Raw genomic sequence first — 16,907 nt, 5'->3', positions numbered from 1 at the left:
CTTGATCGGGCTGATGGGCTCGGTGTTTGCTTGTCCAGCTTGTTATGTGATGCCGCGTTTATTGACGTGAATCAATTATTCGTTGCCCTATGCGCGTACGATGAAATCTCTGTGATCTCAACCGCCATGAAGCTTTTTTCCAACACCCGAGCCAAACGCAACACCGCATTCATGGTGTTGCTGGTGTGGCTGTTTGCCCTGGCTTCAGGGGTCGCCAACGCCTGTTTGCTGGAAGCGCGTCAAACGCACTCCCACATCGCGACAGCCGCATCTTCCGAAGCTGCGCACGCATCCGTGATATTGCCCGGTCACGCCGGGGCCGTTGCCGATGGCGTTGATGAGTTGCACTTCAAGGCACCGTGCCTGAAAGTTTGCGACGATGGATCACGCTCTTTCCCCAAGCTGGACTTGACGGTTGCCCAGATTGATCCAGGTCCAGCGCTCCTCGTTCTGGTTCTCTGGAGCAGAGTAGCACCCGTCATTCCAACGCTTCGCCAAATGGATGTCGAGCAGCCGGCCACGCCTGGGCTGCCCATCCGCGTTCGCTTCTCGCGACTGGCCATTTAGCCGCCTTCCGACGTTTGACCCTGAGCCTCGCGCTCTGCGGTCTGCGGTCTGCGTCCATATTCCAATCCAATTTGCTTTTGTGCCCAGGCGCAAAAAAGCAGACTTGAGCATTACACCTGCGTCGGTGCTTACCCACAGCACACCGCATTCCATTTTTCCGCCACCTGACCAGGAGTCTGTCATGACCCATTTTCGATTCATTCCCCTTGCCGTTGCCCTGACTGCCGCCATCGCATTGACCGCCTGCAACACGGCGCCGACGATGATGCCCATGGGCACTGCGTCTGCCAACAGCATGGCCACACCCGACCAGATGGCAAAAATGGACGCGCAGATGAAGACCATGCAGGGCATGCACGACAAGATGATGAACGCCAAGACCCCGCAAGAGCGCAGCCAGCTGATGGCCGAACACATGAAAACCATGCAGGACAGCATGGCCATGATGGAAGGCATGTCCGGCGCTGGCAAGGGCGGCATGAAAGGCATGCCGGGAATGACGGGCGACATGGGCGCGCACCAGCAGATGATGGAAAAGCGCATGGAAATGATGCAGGCCATGATGAAAATGATGATGGACCGGATGCCGGCGGCACCCGCCAAATGAAGGAGCCCATGCCATGACACCGCTTCGCACTGGCCTCGCGCTGGCCATCACCGTCGGGCTGTTCTATGCCCTGTGCGCGCTGGTCTGGGCCTTGGCGCCCGGTCCGTTTCTGGGCTTCATGAACAACCTGTTCCATGGCATGGACTTCAGCACCATGGTGCAGCTGCGCCCATTCGCGTGGACGGGGTTCCTGACGGCGCTCCTCGTTCTGAGCAGCTGGGCCTTTTTTGCCGGTGTGTTCTTTGCCTGGTTGTCCAACCGATTGATGCGTTGACCAACTCCCGCTTTGGGAAGGCACAGCCATCCCGCAAGGCGTTCTGCAGGGCTGAAGGCGGCCCGATGCGCAGGCTTTAGCCCGTTCAGACCAGGAGGTTTCCAAATGAACCACGACCACGATGTACAGCCAGGCCAGACTAACGCGCCGCCATTTTGGCGCTCCAGGTACGGCCTGGGTCTGGTGGTGTTCGGTGCCGTCGCCGCATACTTTTTGCTGAGCGAGCACCGCGCCCACTTCCTGGGTGCGCTGCCCTACCTGCTGCTTCTGGCATGCCCGCTGATGCATGTGTTCATGCATCACGGCCATGGGGGGCATGGCCGTCATCATGGCCCTGGCAAAACAAAATCAGGACCGGAGCAGCCAGCCCAACCGAATCAGGGAGATCCCTCATGACCCATGACCAACCGGCCTACGGGCTGTGGCTGCTGGTTGTCATCAACTCGGCCGTTTTCATCATGTTTGCCTACAGTTTTTTCAAGCCGGCAACGGCGCGGGACTGGCGAACCTTTGGGGCCTTTGCCGCTTTTGTCGTGGCCTTGTTTGTTGAGATGTATGGCTTTCCGTTGACCATCTACCTGCTCTCGGGATGGCTGCAGACCAGGTATCCGGGCCTGGACATCCTGTCCCACGATAGCGGTCACCTGTGGTCAACCTTGCTGGGCGAGAAAGGTGACCCTCACTTTGGTGTCCTGCATCTTGCCAGCTACATCTTTCTGGCCTGGGGGTTCATCCTGCTGTCCAGCGCCTGGAATGTGCTGTACCACGCCCAGCGCCAGCATGCGCTGGCGACCACCGGGCCTTATGCCGTGATTCGGCATCCACAGTACGTGGCTTTTGTCCTGATCCTGCTGGGCTTTCTGTTGCAGTGGCCGACGCTGCTGACCCTGGTCATGTTCCCGATTCTGCTGATCATGTACGGGCGCCTGGCTCTGACTGAAGAGACTGAAATGCGTGCGCAGTTTGGCGAAGCGTTCGAGCGCTACGCCCAGCGCACGCCCCGGTTTATTCCTCGCATCGGCAAGGCCCAGTCGACGGCTGAGTCGGTGTCAAAAAGATGACCTGGACTTTTTCAGGCGACATGCGTTTAATTTTTTAAGGAGTTTGAATCATGAACATCATTGATCTGCAAGTCGAGGGCATGAGTTGCGGCTCATGCGTCAAGCACGTCACGCAGGCGTTGCAACCACTGCCAGGTGTCAGCGGTGTGGAGGTCGATCTTGCGTCTGGCCGTGTCCGGGTAAGCGGTGAGCTGGCGCAAGGCGGCGATTCCCTCGTGGCAGCCTTGGCTGCTGCGGGCTACCCGGCGAAGCTGGCCACAGGCTCTTCGACTTCTTCCGCGACCTCGCCGCCTAAAGCCTCGGGCTGCCACAGCGGCGGCACTGGGGGTTGCGGTTGCCGCTGACTGCCATGAGATATCTGATCTTTTTTACTCAAGGAGGGCACCATGGCTTATAAAAAAGGCTGCGTGATGGGCAGGCGCTGGTTGTTGGCTGCCTCGATGGCTTCGGCCGGCCTCCTGATGGCCACAGCGCCTTGGGTGGCATGGGCACAAACAAGCCTTGACGTCACCGCCCCGCAGTCGTCGAGCGAGCAGGGCGTGACGGTCAAGGTGACTGCGAAGTCGATGGGACTTGTGGGCAGCCGCTGGGAGTTCGCTGTCGTGCTGGACACGCACAGTGCCGACCTGAGCGATGACCTGAGCCAAAGCGCGACCTTGACAACCGATGATGGCCGCACATTCAAGCCCACGGGCTGGCTTGGCGCGCCACCGGGCGGCCACCACCGTGAAGGCGTGCTCGCATTCGATGTGCCGGCGCCGCGGCCAGGCGCGATTGAACTGCGGATCGAACGGCCGGGCGAATCCGCGCCCCGTACCTTTCGCTGGTCACTCTAACAAGCGACAGAAGGAAGTAGCCCAATGGACATGAAAACGCATCAGCATCACAACGCCAGCCCTTCAGCCAAGCCATCCTCGCCAAGCGATCTCAAGGATCCGGTGTGCGGCATGACCGTCACGGAGCAGTCTGCTCACAAGTTGACGCACGAAGGACGGCCCTACTATTTCTGCAGCGCCAAGTGCCAGGGCAAGTTCGCGGCGAACCCGCTGCAGTATCTGGCGCCCACGCCACCAGAGGACATGCCACCAGCGGCCGCCGGCACGATCTACACCTGCCCGATGCACCCCGAGATTCGCCAAGACCATCCGGGCAACTGCCCCAAGTGCGGCATGACGCTGGAGCCGCTGCTGCCCGACCTCGACGACGATGAAAACCCCGAATTGCGCGACTTTCAGCGCCGCTTCTGGTGGACCTTGCCGTTGACAGCCATTGTCTTTGTGCTTGCCATGCTGGGCCACCGTTTGCAATGGATGGACATGGCCGTGCAGAGCTGGGTCGAACTGGTGCTGGCTATCCCCATCGTCCTGTGGGCCGGCTGGCCGTTCTTCTCGCGCGGCTGGCAATCCGTGGTGAACCGCAGTCCCAACATGTGGACCTTGATTGGTCTGGGCACTGGCGCCGCTTTCGTTTACAGCGTGGTGGCAACCATCGCGCCGCAGGTTTTTCCCGATTCGTTCATCTCCATGGGCCGCGTGGCCGTGTACTTTGAAGCAGCCGCCGTGATCATCTCGCTCACGCTGCTGGGCCAGGTGCTCGAACTCAAGGCCCGGTCGCAGACCTCGGCCGCCATCAAGTCGCTGCTGGGCCTGGCGCCCAAGACCGCCCGCCGCATCCGGGAGGATGGCAGCGAGGACGACGTGCCGCTGACCCATGTGCATGTGGGCGATGTGCTGCGCGTGCGACCCGGCGAGAAGGTGCCGGTCGATGGCGTGGTGATTGAGGGCGGCAGCGCGGTCGATGAATCCATGCTCACGGGCGAGCCGATGCCGGTCGCCAAGCGCGTGGGCGACAAGGTGATAGGCGCCACGCTCAACACCAGCGGCGCGCTGGTGATGCGTTCCGAACGTGTCGGCGCGGCCACCATGCTGTCGCAGATCGTGCAGATGGTCGCCCAGGCCCAGCGGTCCAGGGCGCCGATGCAGCGCATGGCCGACGTGGTGGCGGGCTACTTTGTCGTCACGGTGGTTGCCATTGCCTTGCTGACCTTCTTCGGCTGGGGCCTGTTCGGTCCCGAGCCCAGCTGGGTGTTCGGCCTGATCAACGCGGTGTCGGTGCTGATCATTGCCTGTCCCTGCGCGCTGGGCCTGGCCACGCCGATGTCCATCATGGTCGCCACCGGACGCGGCGCGACGCAGGGCGTGCTGTTCCGCGATGCGGCGGCCATCGAGAACCTGCGCAAGATCGACACCCTCATCATCGACAAGACCGGCACCCTGACCGAGGGCCGCCCGACGTTCGAGCGAGCCATTCCCGCACCCGGCTTTGACGCCGACGAGGTGCTGCGCCTGGCCGCCAGCCTGGACCAGGGCAGCGAGCACCCGCTGGCCGAAACCATCGTGCGCGCCGCCCGCGAACGCGGCATGCTGCTCGACAAGCCTGAAAACTTCGAGTCCGCCTCGGGCATCGGCGTGCGCGGAACCGTGGCGGGGCGCCGTCTGGCGCTGGGCAACACCACGCTGATGGAGCAGATCGGCGTCTCGGTCGCTGCCCTGGTGCCGCAGGCCGAAGCCTTGCGCGCAGAAGGCGCCAGCGTGATGCATCTGGCGGCCGATGGGCAGCTGATGGGCCTGCTGGCCGTGTCCGACCCGGTCAAGGCCAGCACGCCCGAGGCGCTGGCGACGCTGAAAGCGGCCGGGCTGCGCATCGTGATGGCGACGGGCGACGGCCTGACCACGGCAAAAGCCGTTGCGGCCCGCCTGGGCATCGACGAGGTGCATGGCGAGGTCAAGCCGGCCGACAAGCTGCTGCTGGTGGAAAAGCTGCAAAAGGAAGGCCGCGTGGTGGCGATGGCCGGCGACGGCATCAACGACGCGCCGGCGCTGGCCCGGGCCGATGTCGGCGTGGCCATGGGCACCGGCACCGACGTGGCGATGAACAGCGCACAGGTGACGCTGGTCAAGGGCGATCTGCGCGGCATCGCGATTGCGCGCGCCTTGTCCGAAGCGACCGTGGGCAACATGAAGCAGAACCTGGTGTTCGCCTTTTTGTACAACGCGCTGGGCATCCCGATTGCGGCCGGCGTGCTGTACCCGCTGACCGGCTGGCTGCTGTCACCGATGATCGCCGCGCTGGCCATGAGCTTCAGCTCGGCCTCGGTGATCGGCAACGCCCTGCGGCTGCGAAACAGACGCGTCTGAGCGCGTTGCCGCTGCTGTCGCCGATGCTAGGCGCGGTAGCTCTGGTACACCGTTCATAAAACCATAGACAACTATTCCAGAGTAGTTTCCTACCAAGGAACGTCACCCAGCATGTCAGCCGAACAGTTTTGCTGACGATTCGCACCACGGAATTGCGCCGTGGAATACCAGATGGCACCCAGTGACCGCGTCGCCGGGGTCAAAGGTGGCGGGTCTTTTTGATGATCCCCGCACCGGTAATGCGCTGCATGCGCTGCTTTGAGGTTCGCGCGAACCTTCGACCAGAACGACCATACATGCTTCGAGCGATTCCTTTCAGGTAGCTCAAAGGTGACGTGACCGCCGTTCGCCGTGGGAACAAGACCCACCGACACAGCCGAACGCTCGGACAAACCCAAACCTCGACGGGTAATAGCCAAAGCCGCGCCCTGATGAACCGATATTCCTTTTTGTTGCGCGTGATTCACCGCGCCTATGACGGAGGTGTAGGCCGGATTGACTTCAATCACCTCGACCCCGGCGCGAAAGGCGGCTGACTTGATGCTGCTGGCCACCTTGTTGCAGGCAAAGCTTGACAGCATTCGGGCCTGCTGGCGGTTGACCGTTTCCATCTCGGCCTTCTTTTTCTGGAAATTGAGCTTTTCAATGACGACGGGCTTGCCTGCCTGACGCGCCTGCTCAACCATCGAGACAGCTGCATCACCGATCAAGGCCTTGGCTTGGTCCGCCGATTTGCCACAGGTGTGCAAGTCGATGCGCTGGGCGGCAATCAAGTTGCCAAAACGGTCTGTTTCAGCGACTGCCAGGTGGTCGGCGTTGACATCCACGCCCATCGCGCCCATTAAGTAATTCGTGATGATCTTGACCGGCTGCGCTTGCACGCTGACAAACACCCGCCAGCCTTTGGCGTCGCGCACGAAGCGGTAACTCAGTGCGGTGCCCGTGCGCTTGACCATTGCCACGCCGGCCTTGGTTTGGGCCGTGATGCGCTGGCTGGTGCTCAGTGCGGCCACAATTTGGCTGTGACCATAAGCGAAGCGGATGCCGGCGAGCGTCAGGCGCTTGTCCTGACTGGACAGGGCATCGGGCAGTCTCAGGGTCAGCCCTGGCAGCCCGCTGTTTCATCCTTGCTGCCCAGCACAAAGAACTGGCTGGAGCGTTCGGCAAGCCAGTCCTGCTTCCATTCCTGGTGCGACGCGTAGCCGTTGGCCTCCAGTTCAAAATGGGCGTGAAAGAGTTTTTTGGAGCCAAAGCACAAGCGAGTCTTGCCCGATTCGTGATCAGCCTGCATGGCTGAGAGCCGCGATTGCATGAGAACCAGGCGGCGCTTTTTCTGATGCAGCTTGTCGCTGCCTGGCGCTTTGCTCTTCAGTCTGGCAATGACCTTGGCCGCTTTCTTGATGCGTGCTTGCGCCTGCACAATCAGCTCGGGCCTGCGCTGCCTGATCGAGTCGATCTTGCCCTCCAGCCCGATACGCACAGCGTTGAACTGGCGCGCCGTGATGCCGAACCGGGGCAAGAGCTCGCGCTTGAGATCGTTGAGCTTGCCACCGGCCTGCAGGGCGGCAAAAAGACTGCGCTCGGCACGCCCGTACAGTTCGGCATAGGCATAGGCATCGAGCGCCAGCGCCTGCCCGCCATCGAGCATGGGGCGGGTCTGGTAAGTGAAGACGGGGCGCTCACTCATGAATGGCGTCGGGCGCTTTTTGCGCCCGATTCATGGCTGATGGTTCCCTGCCGCGCTCAGGCCTGAAGCAGCGGCCGCATCGACAGTCAATCACCTTGCTGGCCGCTGCGTATTCGCTCGGGCGTGATAACGGCCTGTCCAGATCGTCTTTTTGACCGGCGGGCGCTGGCAGCGTCCTGGCCTTGCGCATGCGCCACGCCGCCCTGTAACGAATGCCTTGCAACGCTGCCCGCACAGTGAATTTCATGGGGAATATTTTGTACCGTTTGCCTATGTTTATCTATAGATTAATGAGCTGTTGGCAACCCGGCTGCTGCCGTCCGCCTGGATCAGCAGCACGTCATACGGATCCTTGCGGCCCTTGTAGATCGGCCCGTCCATTCCCGGCGAGCCGACCGGCATGCCGGGCACGGCCAGGCCCACGGCCTTGGGGCGCTCCTTCAGCAGCCGCTGAATGTCGCGCGCCGGCACATGGCCTTCGAGCGCGTAGCCGCCGACCTGCGCGGTGTGGCAGGAGCCCAGCCTGTCGGGCACGCCGAGCCGGGCTCTGGCCTGCGCGTTGCCGCTGTCGTGAACTTTTACCTGAAAACCGCTGGCCTCCAGGTGGCTGACCCAGTCCTTGCAGCAGCCGCAGTCCGGGTCTTTCCAGACTTCGACCTGGGGCCGGGTTTGCGCCATCAGGTCGGGCGCGAGGGTGGCAGTGCCCGCCAGGCTGGCGAGGGCTTGAAGCAGAAATCGTCTTTGCATCATGTTGTCCTTGATGGCGTCCCGTTATTTGACGGCTTCAATCGCCGTGACCACCAGCGCGCCGCCCTGGTCTTCGGCGCTGAATTTCACCGTGTCGCCGGTTTTGACCCTGTCCAGCAAGGACGGGTCCACGACTTTGAACACCATCGTCATGCCCGGCATGTCCAGGTTTTTGATAGGGCCGTGCTTGAGGGTGATTTTTTGCGCTTCCCTGTCAATTTTCTTCACCTCGCCGCTGCTCATCTCCATGCCCTTCATGTCCATTTTCGGGGCCGGGCTGTTCACGTCGTTGACCTTGGTCATGTCGCTCGTGCCGCTCATGCCCATGGCGGGCTTGGCGGGCTGGCCGCTGGAGGCCACGGCCACCGCGCCTTTCATGCCAGCGTCATAGTGGCCCGGATGCAGGCAGGCAAAGTCAACTTTCCCCGCCTGGGTGAAGCGCCACAGCAACTCGCCGCTCTGGCCCGGTGCAACGGTGAGCATGTTGTCGTCCGCGTGCTCCATGTGCGGGCTCTTTTTCATCACTTCGTAGTGCGCCTTGAGGTCTTTTTCCGTGCCGAGGACGAACTCGTGGCTGAGCTGGCCGCTGTTTTTCACCACGAAGCGGATCGTCTCGCCCTGCTTGGCTTGAATGGCGGCGGGGGTAAAGCGCATCGCGTCGCTCATGTCCACCTCAACGGTGCGGGTGACGTTGGCGGCCACGCCGGCTTCGCCAATGCTTTGCGCCTTTCCTGGGCCGTGTGCATGCCCGCCCGCGTGGTTTCCTGTGGCAAAAGTGGCTGTTACGCATGCCAGCAGAGCGCAAGATGCTATTGTTTTGAGAGTGGTTTTCATGGTGTTTCCTTGGGTTGAAAGTGAGTGGCTGGGGGAGTCAATGGCCCGCATGGCCCGTGGGTTTGCGGATTTGCACTTCGGTCTGCGGGCCTGCCGGGGCGGGCGTGGCCGCACTGGCCTTCATGCGCGCCGGCTCGGGCAGGGCGCCGGTCCATTCAAAGGCGCGGGTGCCGGGCGGCTGCTTGAACCAGCCGGGGTTTTTGTAGTCGCCGGGCTTCTGGTCCTTGCGCACCTTGAGCACGCTGAACATGCCGCCCATCTCCACGCCGCCGTAAGGGCCGGTGCCGGTCATCATCGGCGCGGTGTTCTCGGGAATGGGCATTTCCATGGCGCCCATGTCGGCCATGCCGCGCTCGCCCATCACCATGTAGTCGGGCATGGCCTTTTGCAGCTTGCCGACCAGGCCGCGATGGTCCACGCCAATCGTCGTCGGAATGGCGTGGCCCATGGCGTTCATGGTGTGGTGGCTCTTGTGGCAGTGAAACGCCCAGTCGCCTTCCTCGTCGGCGATGAATTCAAACTGCCGCATCTGGCCCACGCCGACATCGGTGGTGACTTCAGGCACGCGCGCGGCCAGCGGCCACGGCCCGCCGTCGCTGCCGGTCACCTTGAACTCGTGGCCGTGCAAATGCATCGGGTGGTTAGTCATGGTGAGGTTGCCGATGCGCATGCGCACCTTGTCGCCCTGGCGCACGTTGAAGGTGTCGATGCCCGGAAACACGCGGCTGTTCCAGGTCCACAGGTTGAAGTCCGTCATGGTCATGATTTTCGGCGTCATGGTGCCGGGGTCGATGTCGTAGGCGCTGAGCAAAAACACGAAGTCGCGGTCCACCTCGTCGATCAGCGGGTGTTTCGCCTTGGGGTGCGTGACCCAGAAACCCATCATGCCCATGGCCATCTGCGTCATTTCGTCGGCGTGCGGGTGGTACATGAAGGTGCCGGGGCGCCGGGCGACGAACTCATAGACAAAAGTCTTGCCGACGCCGATGGACGGCTGGGTCAGGCCCGAGACGCCGTCCATGCCGTTGGGCAGGCGCTGGCCGTGCCAGTGGACGCTGGTGTGCTCGGGCAGCCGGTTGGTGACGAACACGCGCACCCGGTCGCCTTCGACGACTTCAATCGTCGGGCCGGGGCTCTGGCCGTTGTAGCCCCACATGTGGGCCTTGAAGCCGGGCGCCATCTCGCGCACCACCGGCTCGGCCACGAGGTGGAATTCCTTCACGCCGCTGTTCATGCGCCAGGGCAGGGTCCAGCCGTTCAGGGTGACGACCGGGTTGTAAGGCCGTCCGCTCGGCGGGATCAGGGGTGGCGCGGTGTCCGCCTCGGTCATCAGGATCGGCTCGGGCAGGGCGGCCAGCGCCACCCGGCTGACCGAGGCGGCGGCCACGGCCGTGAGCGCTGCGCCGTTGAAAAAATTGCGTCGATTCATGGAGAAATCCTTGCGATTTTGATCGTTGTGGCGGGGACGGGTTCAGTGCGCGGCGGCGCCGGGGGCTGCAGCGCCCGAGGGGCTTGTTGCCTGAGCGCCGGAAGGCAGCGCCACCGGAGCGCCCGCCAGCAGGGTCTGCAGGTCGGCCTCGGCCAGCCAGAAATCGCGCTGGGCTTCGATGGCGCTATTGACGCTGAGCGCCTGCGCGCGCGTGTCGGCCAGCAGGTCGAACACGCTGAGCAGCATGCCGTTGTAGCGCAGCACCGTCTCGTCGTTAATGAACTTGCGCAGCGGCAGCACTTCGTCCCGGTAGTGGCGCGCCACGTCGTAGGCCGTGCGGTAGTGGTGGTAAACCTGCCGGGCTTCGCTGCGCGTGCCCACGGCCAGCGCGCGCACCCCGGCAGCCTCGCCCATCGCGTCCCACAGGGCATCGGCACTGGCCTGGCGCGGGTTGCTGGCCCGCTGGCGCTCCCACCGGGCCTGGGCCGTGCGCAGCTCCATGCGCTCGCGCACGGCCCGGCTTTCCACATCGGGCAGCTCCTGCGCTTCGGGTGGCAGCGCCGGCAGCTCATTGGGCAGTGCAAAGCCGGTCTGCCCGCCCCACAGGCCGAGCGCGATGATGAGCTGTTCACGCGCATTGAACGCGGCCTGCTGCGCCCGAGCCAACTGCAGCGTGGCTTCGGACAGCAGCAGCTGGTCTTTGGCTTGCTGCAGTTTGCTCAGGTTGCCGACCTGCGTCATGCGCCGGGTCAGGTCGCCTGCGGCCTGCGCCGTTTCCTGCGCCTGCTGCAAGGCGGCGGCGCCCTGAGCAGCGGCCACCGCCGTGATCCACGCCTTGCGCGCCTGTGCGGACAGCAGCGTCAGGTCTTGCCGCGCCTTGAGCTTGGCCGGACTGTTGTCGCGCGCGGTGTCTGAAATGCTGACGCCGGCACCGGCCAGCGACGCCTGCCAGCCGGGGTTGTTCAGCAGGGCGATGCGCACGGCTGCTTCTGCGCTCAGCGGCGTTTTCAGCAATTCGTTGACCTCTGCCGTGGCGTCCACGCCGGGGCGGGGAATCGGCACGGCGGCGCTGCCCAGCCCGACGGCCTTGCCAGCGGCGAGTTCGCGCAGGCCGGCCACGCCGCCATCGGCCTCGGGCGTTGCCGCCAGCGCTTGTCCTGTCAGGGCCAGCACGATGGTGGCGATGGCGCCCAGGCGTTGCGCCGGGGTGGCGCGTGGGTTCAGGAATAGGGTCATGGTGCGCCTCAACGGGTTGGGGCCGGGGCCGGGCTGGACGCGGGATTGGCGGCCTTGGCCTGCTCCTGCTCCCATTTCAAAATATCGGCATGGCCGCGTTTGAACTGGCCGACATCGGCATTGGCTTTTTTCCAGTCCACGCTGGTTTGCTCCACCCCGGCGGGAAGGCTGGCAAACGCCGAGCGGTACAGCGCGGGCGGAACCGGCGTGTCCGGGCTGGCCGCCTGCGTGGTCGGCTGCGGGTCGAGTTGGGGGTAGAGGGCGGCCTGCGCCGGGGCGATGCCGGCCACGGCGGGCAGTGCCAGCACGGCCAGCAGCGCCAGTCGGGCGGGCCGGTTCGACATGAAAGGGAAGTTCACAAAAATCTCCTGAAATACGAGCGGGGCGATGCGCAACATCGCCGGTGGGCGGCAGGTTGGCCTTTGAAAAAGACCGTGCCGCAGGCAAGTACAGGCCCAGTACGGGCCTGGGAATCAGGAAATGGGTGGTTTTTGGCCGGGAGCCGCTTCGGCGCTGGCGAAGCGGGCGGCTTTGGTGTGGGGCCGCGTGCGTGAACCGAAAACCGGGTTTGCGCCCACGGCCGCCGGGGTCAACGCCACGCTGTGGCAAGCCTGGCAGGTGTCACAGGACTGGCAATGCCCGTCCGCTGCAGGCGCCGCGTCATCCGCCGCGTGCCCGGCGCAGTCGTGTGCCGCCGGCATTGCTGATTCATGGTCAAAATGATCTTCTGCGCTTATCTCATGCGCATGAGAAGCTATCGTTTTTGTAGTGGATTGCTGGGGCTGGTGCGGGTGTTGCAGCGAAGCCAGCGCCATGCCGTTGGCCATCGCATCGCCCGTCCAGCCGCGCAACAGCAGCAGGGTGATCATGAGGACGAAGAACAGGGCGCGCATGGGTAAATGATAGGTGATAGCGGGAAAGGTTCCGGCTGGGGGCTTTGTTTATGGCCCAAATGCGAGCGCTGGCGATTTAATTCTGGCTCCGTGCGTCACCGCACAGAGCAAATTTACTGGCTCATCTATAAATGCCTGAGAAGGCAATGCCAACCGTAGCTCGGTTGCATTTGCCCTTTACCGCCGCTGCAGCGCCATGCAGCAACTTACCGAGAGCCACCAGATGACGCAGCAAGCCGCCATACACGCCTCGAAAATGGAGAATCTGACGCGTAGAGCCAAAAAAATGCTTGGTTTCCTGGACCTTCCATGGGCAACGACTGACGCCGCAATCGATTGGCCCGTTGTCCTTCATCCTGTTGAAGCGTCAACGCCAGGCCATCTGGACATTGCGACTGCGGACTGGGACGTCCTCTTTCACGCCATCGAAGAACGGCTGGGTGCGACGGTGGCCGACCAGCCCGGAGCGCCATTTCCGCTGTTCACGGATGAAACAGCGGCCCGTAACAGGGTTGTTGTGCTGGAGTGCATATCGGCCATGGAGCAGTTGCACACAGCCTTGACGCATGAGCGCCAATCTCGCCAGTAGCTTTGCGCTTGCAGTGACTGAGGCCGCCCAGTGAATCCAGGGCAATCGCGAGCCGTTCGTTGGCCCGCTTAATGCTTTGCACCGCGGCTGCACTGCGAATATCCCAAAAAAGTACACACATGACGCGAAAATCGGCCTCCAAGGCACAGAATTCGGCTCGCCCATTCAAGAAAATGCGCGGTTTTTTCAACCCGGCGCTGCAAGCAACGCGCCATCAGCCGCCGCGCCTTCCTTCTGCGCTAGAGCTGCCGGAGCTGCCGGCTGAAGTTCCCACCGGCTTGCCCGATCTTCGTCTTCCGGTGGAACCGGCAAGGCTCACGGCGGTTCGGGACGACGGCTGGCAATTGACGGTGGACGGCGTCAACTATGCGCCGACTGCCGAGCCCAATGTATTGGGTACGCTGGTATGGGCATTGCAAGCCGAGGCGGCGTTTGACAACCTTGGGTTTCATGGAAACAGGGCCATCACGAGTCTCGCGCAGCACTGGTGCGGCATGCTTCAGCGCCACGCCGAGGGCCACGCAGCAGACGAGCTGCCTCTTGAATTGGAGCAGGACGCGCTGGCATGCGCGGCGGCGCTGGCACCCGACGCAACAACAAGAGAATGCTTGCTGCGTGGCTATGCGCGGCGAAAGCACGAACTTGTACCCAAAAAAATCAACGCCGGGCTGATTCAAAAGGCCGCAGCATCACGTTGATATTGATGTGTGGTGGGCCGATTCCATCGGCAAGACCTGTCTGGGTTATTCTGGCCGCCCCCTGAACTGAATAAACCACGGCGCCGACGAGCGCTGCCTGCAAGCATGGCCCACCTGACAGCAAGCCCCAGAACTCCGTGCCTGAAAAGCCGCTGACGGGCTGGCGCCTGCGCTGGTACACGGTGATTTTCGAGGCCGACACCCGCGCCGGCCGGCTGTTTGACCAGGCCTTGATCGGCGTCATCTTGCTCAGCATCGCGGTGGTCATGGCCGACAGCGTGCAGTCCATCCACCAGGTCCATGGCCGGGCGCTGATGGGAACGGAATGGATTTTCACGCTGCTGTTCAGCGCCGAATACTTGGCGCGCCTGCTGAGCGTGCGCAGGCCGCTGCAGTATGCGACCAGTTTTTACGGCGTGATCGACCTGGTCGCGGTGCTGCCGACTTACCTGGCCTTGTTTGTTCCCGAGCTGCATGCCTTCATTGATGTGCGGGTGCTGCGGCTGCTGCGCGTGTTCCGGGTGTTCAAGCTGGCCGCCTATGTGGCCGAATACCAGTCGCTGGCCCGTGCCCTGTCGGCCAGCCGGCGCAAGATACTGGTGTTTTTGTCGGCGGTGCTGATGCTGGTGCTGGTCATGGGCACGGTGATGTATGTGGTCGAGGGGCCGGGCAACGGCTTCACCAGCATTCCGACCTCGGTCTATTGGGCCATCAGCACCGTGACTACGGTCGGTTTTGGCGACATCGCGCCAAAGACCGACCTGGGGCGGCTGATTTCTTCCTTCATGATGCTGCTCGGCTGGGGCACGCTGGCGGTGCCCACCGGCATTGTGACGTCGGAAATGGCCGCCCACCGGCGAATGGAGTGGCTGCAGGTGACCACGCGCACCTGCCATGAGTGCCTGGCCGAAGGCCAGGCCGCCGATGCCAATTTCTGTTTCAACTGCGGTGCCCGGCTGCCGCCCTACACGCCGGCCCAGGCGAAGCCGCCGGCTGATCCGCCCGCTCCGCCCCGCTAGCCGGGTTTCAGCCGCCAGCGGTCAGCCGGCGCGGCGTGATTTCCACCGACTCGCTGCCGGTGCTCATCCACACCGTGCCGTCCTGAATCGTGATTTGCAGCTGCATGCCGCGTTCGGCCAGCTTGGCCAGCGCCTGGCTCTGGGCCGCTTCGATCTGCCAGACGATCAGGTTGGCGGCGCGTGTCAGCTTGCTTTCAATGCCTTTCCACCAGACCGGCGTGCTGCTGGAAAAGCTGTACACGCTCACGCGTTCGGCCCGGCCGGCTGCGCGCATCAGGCGCTTGTCGTCGGGCTGGCCGACATCGATCCAGTGCAGCACGGCGTCGGTGTAGTCCTTGTGCCAGAGCGCCGGTTCATCGACGTCCCACAAGTCCTTGGCGAATTCAAGGTTGCCGCGCTTGTCGTCGCCCGGCACGTTGAGCGCGAATGCCAGCAGGCGGATCATCATGCGTTCGTCGGTTTCGGACGGATGGCGGGCAATGATGACGTTGTGGTCGCCATAAATGCCGCGGTCCATGTCGGCGATTTGCAGTTGGGCTTTGTGAATGGTGGCTTTGATGGCCATGGGAATCGTTCTCGGGTGGCAAGCCCCGGGCGCCTGGCAGGCTGCCACGGAGCTTGGCGTTAAACCCTCTATTGGAACAGCCTTTTTGCCGCCCCCCGAGACCCTCAGATCAGCTTGGAGTAGGTCGAGGTGGTCGGCTGGGTCAGGTAGCTGTCGAACACCATGCCGCTGGCGCGCACAAACAGCCGCCCTTTTGGGGTGACGCGGATGGCTTGCGGGTCGATGGTGATCAGTCCGGCTTCCTCGTACTGCTTCAAAAGGCTCAGCTCGTGCGCGAAATAACGGTTGAAGTCGATGCCGTAGTCGCGGTTGATGGCCTCGATGTCCACCGGCGCGCTGCACATCAGCGTCATGATGATCTCGCGCCTGAGCACATCGTCCTGGCTCAACTCAAAGCCTTTTTCAATCGGCAGGCGGCCCTGGTCGAGCTGTTCGTAGTAGGCGTTGACGGTGCGCACCGACTGGCTGTAGGAGTTGCCGACCTTGCTGATGGCCGACACGCCAAAGCCGATCAGGTCGCATTCGGCCCGCGTGGTGTAGCCCTGGAAGTTGCGGTGCAGGCTTTTGTTGAGACGCGCCTTGTTCAGCTCGTCGTCGGGTTTGGAGAAATGATCGAGCCCGATATAGACGTAGCCGGCATCGAGCAGGCGCTGCATCGACATCAGGAAAATCTGCAGCCGCTCCTCGGCCGAAGGCAGGTCGGCTTCGACGATCAGGCGCTGCGCCTTGAAGCGCCGGGGCAGGTGCGCGTAGTTGTACAGCGCGATGCGGTCGGGCGCGACGCGGATCAGGCTGTCGAGCGTGCGGCCGAAGCTCTGCAGCGTCTGCTTGGGCAGGCCGTAGATCAGGTCGGCATTGATCGACTGGAAATTGGCCTTGCGGCTTTCCTCGACGGCTTTTTCAACCATTTCCAGTGGCTGGATGCGGTTGACGGCCTGCTGCACCGCCGGGTCGAAATCCTGCACGCCGAAGCTGTTGCGGTTAAAGCCCAGCCCGGCCAGCATCGCCAGCGTGCCTTCGCCGACGGTGCGCGGGTCGATTTCAACGCCGAGTTCGGCATCCGGCGTGAAGTCGAAATATTGGCGCAGCATGGCCATCAGCTGGCCCAGTTCGTCGGCCGTGAAAAAGGTCGGCGTGCCGCCGCCCAGGTGCAGTTGCACCGCCTTGCGGTCGGGGCCGATGCGCGCGGCGACCAGCGCCATTTCCTTGTCGAGGTAGCGCAGGTATTCGGCGACCCGGCCGTGTTCCTTGGTGATGATCTTGTTGCAGGCGCAAAAGTAGCACAGCGATTCGCAAAACGGCAGGTGCACATAGATCGACAGCGGCGGATTTCCGGGCTTGCCGGCACGCTGCGCGAGGTGGTCCAGGTACGACTGTTCGGTAAAGCCGGCGTGGAAGCGGTCAGCGGTCGGGTAAGAGGTGTAGCGCGGCCCGAGCTTGTCGAACTTGCGGATCAGTTCTTCGGACAGTTCGATATCGGGCAGGGGAGAAGTCATGGGGAAAT

General features: G+C 63.1%; 21 protein-coding genes. 11 read left to right on the top strand and 10 right to left on the bottom strand.

The genetic code is table 11. The features are described 5' to 3' along the window. Positions 1 to 126 precede the first annotated feature (126 nt). The 8 genes from ABLV49_RS14585 to ABLV49_RS14550 all read left to right on the top strand — a co-directional run bounded on the left by ABLV49_RS14585 (position 127) and on the right by ABLV49_RS14550 (position 5,706). Positions 127 to 567 (top strand): hypothetical protein, encoded by a 441-nt coding sequence (locus ABLV49_RS14585; RefSeq protein ID WP_349277485.1) that lies wholly within the window; start codon positions 127 to 129, stop codon positions 565 to 567. Between the two features lie 181 nt (positions 568 to 748). Next, positions 749 to 1,174, top strand: coding sequence for a hypothetical protein (locus tag ABLV49_RS14580; RefSeq protein ID WP_349277483.1), 426 nt, complete (start codon positions 749 to 751; stop codon positions 1,172 to 1,174). Between the two features lie 13 nt (positions 1,175 to 1,187). Next, positions 1,188 to 1,448 carry a DUF5676 family membrane protein gene (locus ABLV49_RS14575; RefSeq protein WP_349277481.1) on the top strand — a complete coding sequence of 87 codons (261 nt, stop codon included), beginning with the start codon at positions 1,188 to 1,190 and terminating at the stop codon, positions 1,446 to 1,448. 105 nt (positions 1,449 to 1,553) lie between these two features. Next, positions 1,554 to 1,844 (top strand): DUF2933 domain-containing protein, encoded by a 291-nt coding sequence (locus tag ABLV49_RS14570; RefSeq protein WP_349277479.1) that lies wholly within the window; start codon positions 1,554 to 1,556, stop codon positions 1,842 to 1,844. Continuing rightward, the gene (locus ABLV49_RS14565) at positions 1,841 to 2,509 is read left to right on the top strand and encodes a methyltransferase family protein (protein ID WP_349277477.1); all 669 of its coding nucleotides are present in this window, start codon (positions 1,841 to 1,843) and stop codon (positions 2,507 to 2,509) included. The genes ABLV49_RS14570 and ABLV49_RS14565 overlap by 4 nt, the downstream gene beginning before the upstream one ends. Positions 2,510 to 2,559: 50 nt before the next feature. After that, positions 2,560 to 2,853 carry a heavy-metal-associated domain-containing protein gene (locus tag ABLV49_RS14560; RefSeq protein WP_349277475.1) on the top strand — a complete coding sequence of 98 codons (294 nt, stop codon included), beginning with the start codon at positions 2,560 to 2,562 and terminating at the stop codon, positions 2,851 to 2,853. A gap of 42 nt (positions 2,854 to 2,895) precedes the next feature. After that, entirely contained in the window at positions 2,896 to 3,345 is a 450-nt protein-coding gene (locus tag ABLV49_RS14555) for a hypothetical protein (protein ID WP_349277474.1), read from the top strand. Between the two features lie 24 nt (positions 3,346 to 3,369). Beyond that, positions 3,370 to 5,706 carry a heavy metal translocating P-type ATPase gene (locus ABLV49_RS14550; RefSeq protein WP_349277472.1) on the top strand — a complete coding sequence of 779 codons (2,337 nt, stop codon included), beginning with the start codon at positions 3,370 to 3,372 and terminating at the stop codon, positions 5,704 to 5,706. An 89-nt stretch (positions 5,707 to 5,795) separates the two neighbouring features. Here ABLV49_RS14550 and ABLV49_RS14545 read toward each other — a convergent pair whose 3' ends face one another. From ABLV49_RS14545 to ABLV49_RS14505, 8 genes are all read right to left on the bottom strand, one after another. Next, positions 5,796 to 6,662, bottom strand: coding sequence for an IS200/IS605 family accessory protein TnpB-related protein (locus ABLV49_RS14545; RefSeq protein ID WP_349277470.1), 867 nt, complete (start codon positions 6,660 to 6,662; stop codon positions 5,796 to 5,798). A 143-nt stretch (positions 6,663 to 6,805) separates the two neighbouring features. Next, positions 6,806 to 7,393 (bottom strand): hypothetical protein, encoded by a 588-nt coding sequence (locus ABLV49_RS14540; RefSeq protein ID WP_349277468.1) that lies wholly within the window; start codon positions 7,391 to 7,393, stop codon positions 6,806 to 6,808. Between the two features lie 276 nt (positions 7,394 to 7,669). After that, a complete protein-coding gene (locus tag ABLV49_RS14535; RefSeq protein ID WP_415838192.1) occupies positions 7,670 to 8,140 on the bottom strand; it encodes a DUF411 domain-containing protein in 471 nt (156 codons plus the stop codon). 24 nt (positions 8,141 to 8,164) lie between these two features. Then, positions 8,165 to 8,974, bottom strand: coding sequence for a copper-binding protein (locus ABLV49_RS26060; RefSeq protein ID WP_415838193.1), 810 nt, complete (start codon positions 8,972 to 8,974; stop codon positions 8,165 to 8,167). A gap of 37 nt (positions 8,975 to 9,011) precedes the next feature. Continuing rightward, a complete protein-coding gene (locus ABLV49_RS14520) occupies positions 9,012 to 10,403 on the bottom strand; it encodes a multicopper oxidase family protein (RefSeq protein ID WP_349277464.1) in 1,392 nt (463 codons plus the stop codon). Between the two features lie 42 nt (positions 10,404 to 10,445). Next, a complete protein-coding gene (locus ABLV49_RS14515; RefSeq protein ID WP_349277462.1) occupies positions 10,446 to 11,639 on the bottom strand; it encodes a hypothetical protein in 1,194 nt (397 codons plus the stop codon). A gap of 8 nt (positions 11,640 to 11,647) precedes the next feature. Next, complete coding sequence (locus tag ABLV49_RS14510) at positions 11,648 to 11,998, bottom strand: hypothetical protein (RefSeq protein WP_349277461.1); 351 nt, start codon at positions 11,996 to 11,998, stop codon at positions 11,648 to 11,650. A 114-nt stretch (positions 11,999 to 12,112) separates the two neighbouring features. Continuing rightward, positions 12,113 to 12,532 (bottom strand): hypothetical protein, encoded by a 420-nt coding sequence (locus ABLV49_RS14505; protein WP_349277459.1) that lies wholly within the window; start codon positions 12,530 to 12,532, stop codon positions 12,113 to 12,115. Positions 12,533 to 12,755: 223 nt separating this feature from the next. Here ABLV49_RS14505 and ABLV49_RS14500 point away from each other — a divergent pair, with 223 nt between their 5' ends. From ABLV49_RS14500 to ABLV49_RS14490, 3 genes are all read left to right on the top strand, one after another. Then, positions 12,756 to 13,121, top strand: a complete 366-nt coding sequence (locus ABLV49_RS14500; protein ID WP_349277457.1) for a hypothetical protein — start codon at positions 12,756 to 12,758, stop codon at positions 13,119 to 13,121. A 173-nt stretch (positions 13,122 to 13,294) separates the two neighbouring features. Further along, complete coding sequence (locus ABLV49_RS14495; RefSeq protein WP_349277455.1) at positions 13,295 to 13,819, top strand: hypothetical protein; 525 nt, start codon at positions 13,295 to 13,297, stop codon at positions 13,817 to 13,819. Between the two features lie 137 nt (positions 13,820 to 13,956). Further along, positions 13,957 to 14,838, top strand: a complete 882-nt coding sequence (locus ABLV49_RS14490) for an ion transporter (RefSeq protein WP_349277453.1) — start codon at positions 13,957 to 13,959, stop codon at positions 14,836 to 14,838. Positions 14,839 to 14,845: 7 nt separating this feature from the next. Here ABLV49_RS14490 and ABLV49_RS14485 read toward each other — a convergent pair whose 3' ends face one another. Both ABLV49_RS14485 and hemN read right to left on the bottom strand, forming a co-directional pair. Then, positions 14,846 to 15,403: a YaeQ family protein gene (locus ABLV49_RS14485; RefSeq protein WP_011800674.1), complete on the bottom strand. Its 558-nt coding sequence runs from the start codon at positions 15,401 to 15,403 to the stop codon at positions 14,846 to 14,848. Positions 15,404 to 15,507: 104 nt separating this feature from the next. After that, complete coding sequence (gene hemN / locus ABLV49_RS14480) at positions 15,508 to 16,899, bottom strand: oxygen-independent coproporphyrinogen III oxidase (protein WP_349277451.1); 1,392 nt, start codon at positions 16,897 to 16,899, stop codon at positions 15,508 to 15,510. Positions 16,900 to 16,907: the final 8 nt, after the last annotated feature.

Origin of the sequence: Polaromonas hydrogenivorans, assembly GCF_040105105.1 — a bacterium.
GTDB lineage: Bacteria > Pseudomonadota > Gammaproteobacteria > Burkholderiales > Burkholderiaceae_C > Polaromonas > Polaromonas hydrogenivorans.
The sequence above is the reverse complement of the archived record's forward strand: the minus strand, read 5'-3'. Positions and strand labels throughout refer to the sequence as shown.

Coding starts and splice junctions, on each gene's coding strand:
- ABLV49_RS14585 (WP_349277485.1), top strand. CDS start 127: ATGAAGCTTTTTTCCAACACCCGAGCCAAACGCAACACCGCATTCATG.
- ABLV49_RS14580 (WP_349277483.1), top strand. CDS start 749: ATGACCCATTTTCGATTCATTCCCCTTGCCGTTGCCCTGACTGCCGCC.
- ABLV49_RS14575 (WP_349277481.1), top strand. CDS start 1,188: ATGACACCGCTTCGCACTGGCCTCGCGCTGGCCATCACCGTCGGGCTG.
- ABLV49_RS14570 (WP_349277479.1), top strand. CDS start 1,554: ATGAACCACGACCACGATGTACAGCCAGGCCAGACTAACGCGCCGCCA.
- ABLV49_RS14565 (WP_349277477.1), top strand. CDS start 1,841: ATGACCCATGACCAACCGGCCTACGGGCTGTGGCTGCTGGTTGTCATC.
- ABLV49_RS14560 (WP_349277475.1), top strand. CDS start 2,560: ATGAACATCATTGATCTGCAAGTCGAGGGCATGAGTTGCGGCTCATGC.
- ABLV49_RS14555 (WP_349277474.1), top strand. CDS start 2,896: ATGGCTTATAAAAAAGGCTGCGTGATGGGCAGGCGCTGGTTGTTGGCT.
- ABLV49_RS14550 (WP_349277472.1), top strand. CDS start 3,370: ATGGACATGAAAACGCATCAGCATCACAACGCCAGCCCTTCAGCCAAG.
- ABLV49_RS14545 (WP_349277470.1), bottom strand. CDS start 6,662: ATGGTCAAGCGCACGGGCACCGCACTGAGTTACCGCTTCGTGCGCGAC.
- ABLV49_RS14540 (WP_349277468.1), bottom strand. CDS start 7,393: ATGAGTGAGCGCCCCGTCTTCACTTACCAGACCCGCCCCATGCTCGAT.
- ABLV49_RS14535 (WP_415838192.1), bottom strand. CDS start 8,140: ATGCAAAGACGATTTCTGCTTCAAGCCCTCGCCAGCCTGGCGGGCACT.
- ABLV49_RS26060 (WP_415838193.1), bottom strand. CDS start 8,974: ATGAAAACCACTCTCAAAACAATAGCATCTTGCGCTCTGCTGGCATGC.
- ABLV49_RS14520 (WP_349277464.1), bottom strand. CDS start 10,403: ATGAATCGACGCAATTTTTTCAACGGCGCAGCGCTCACGGCCGTGGCC.
- ABLV49_RS14515 (WP_349277462.1), bottom strand. CDS start 11,639: ATGACCCTATTCCTGAACCCACGCGCCACCCCGGCGCAACGCCTGGGC.
- ABLV49_RS14505 (WP_349277459.1), bottom strand. CDS start 12,532: ATGCGCGCCCTGTTCTTCGTCCTCATGATCACCCTGCTGCTGTTGCGC.
- ABLV49_RS14500 (WP_349277457.1), top strand. CDS start 12,756: ATGACGCAGCAAGCCGCCATACACGCCTCGAAAATGGAGAATCTGACG.
- ABLV49_RS14495 (WP_349277455.1), top strand. CDS start 13,295: ATGCGCGGTTTTTTCAACCCGGCGCTGCAAGCAACGCGCCATCAGCCG.
- ABLV49_RS14485 (WP_011800674.1), bottom strand. CDS start 15,403: ATGGCCATCAAAGCCACCATTCACAAAGCCCAACTGCAAATCGCCGAC.
- hemN (WP_349277451.1), bottom strand. CDS start 16,899: ATGACTTCTCCCCTGCCCGATATCGAACTGTCCGAAGAACTGATCCGC.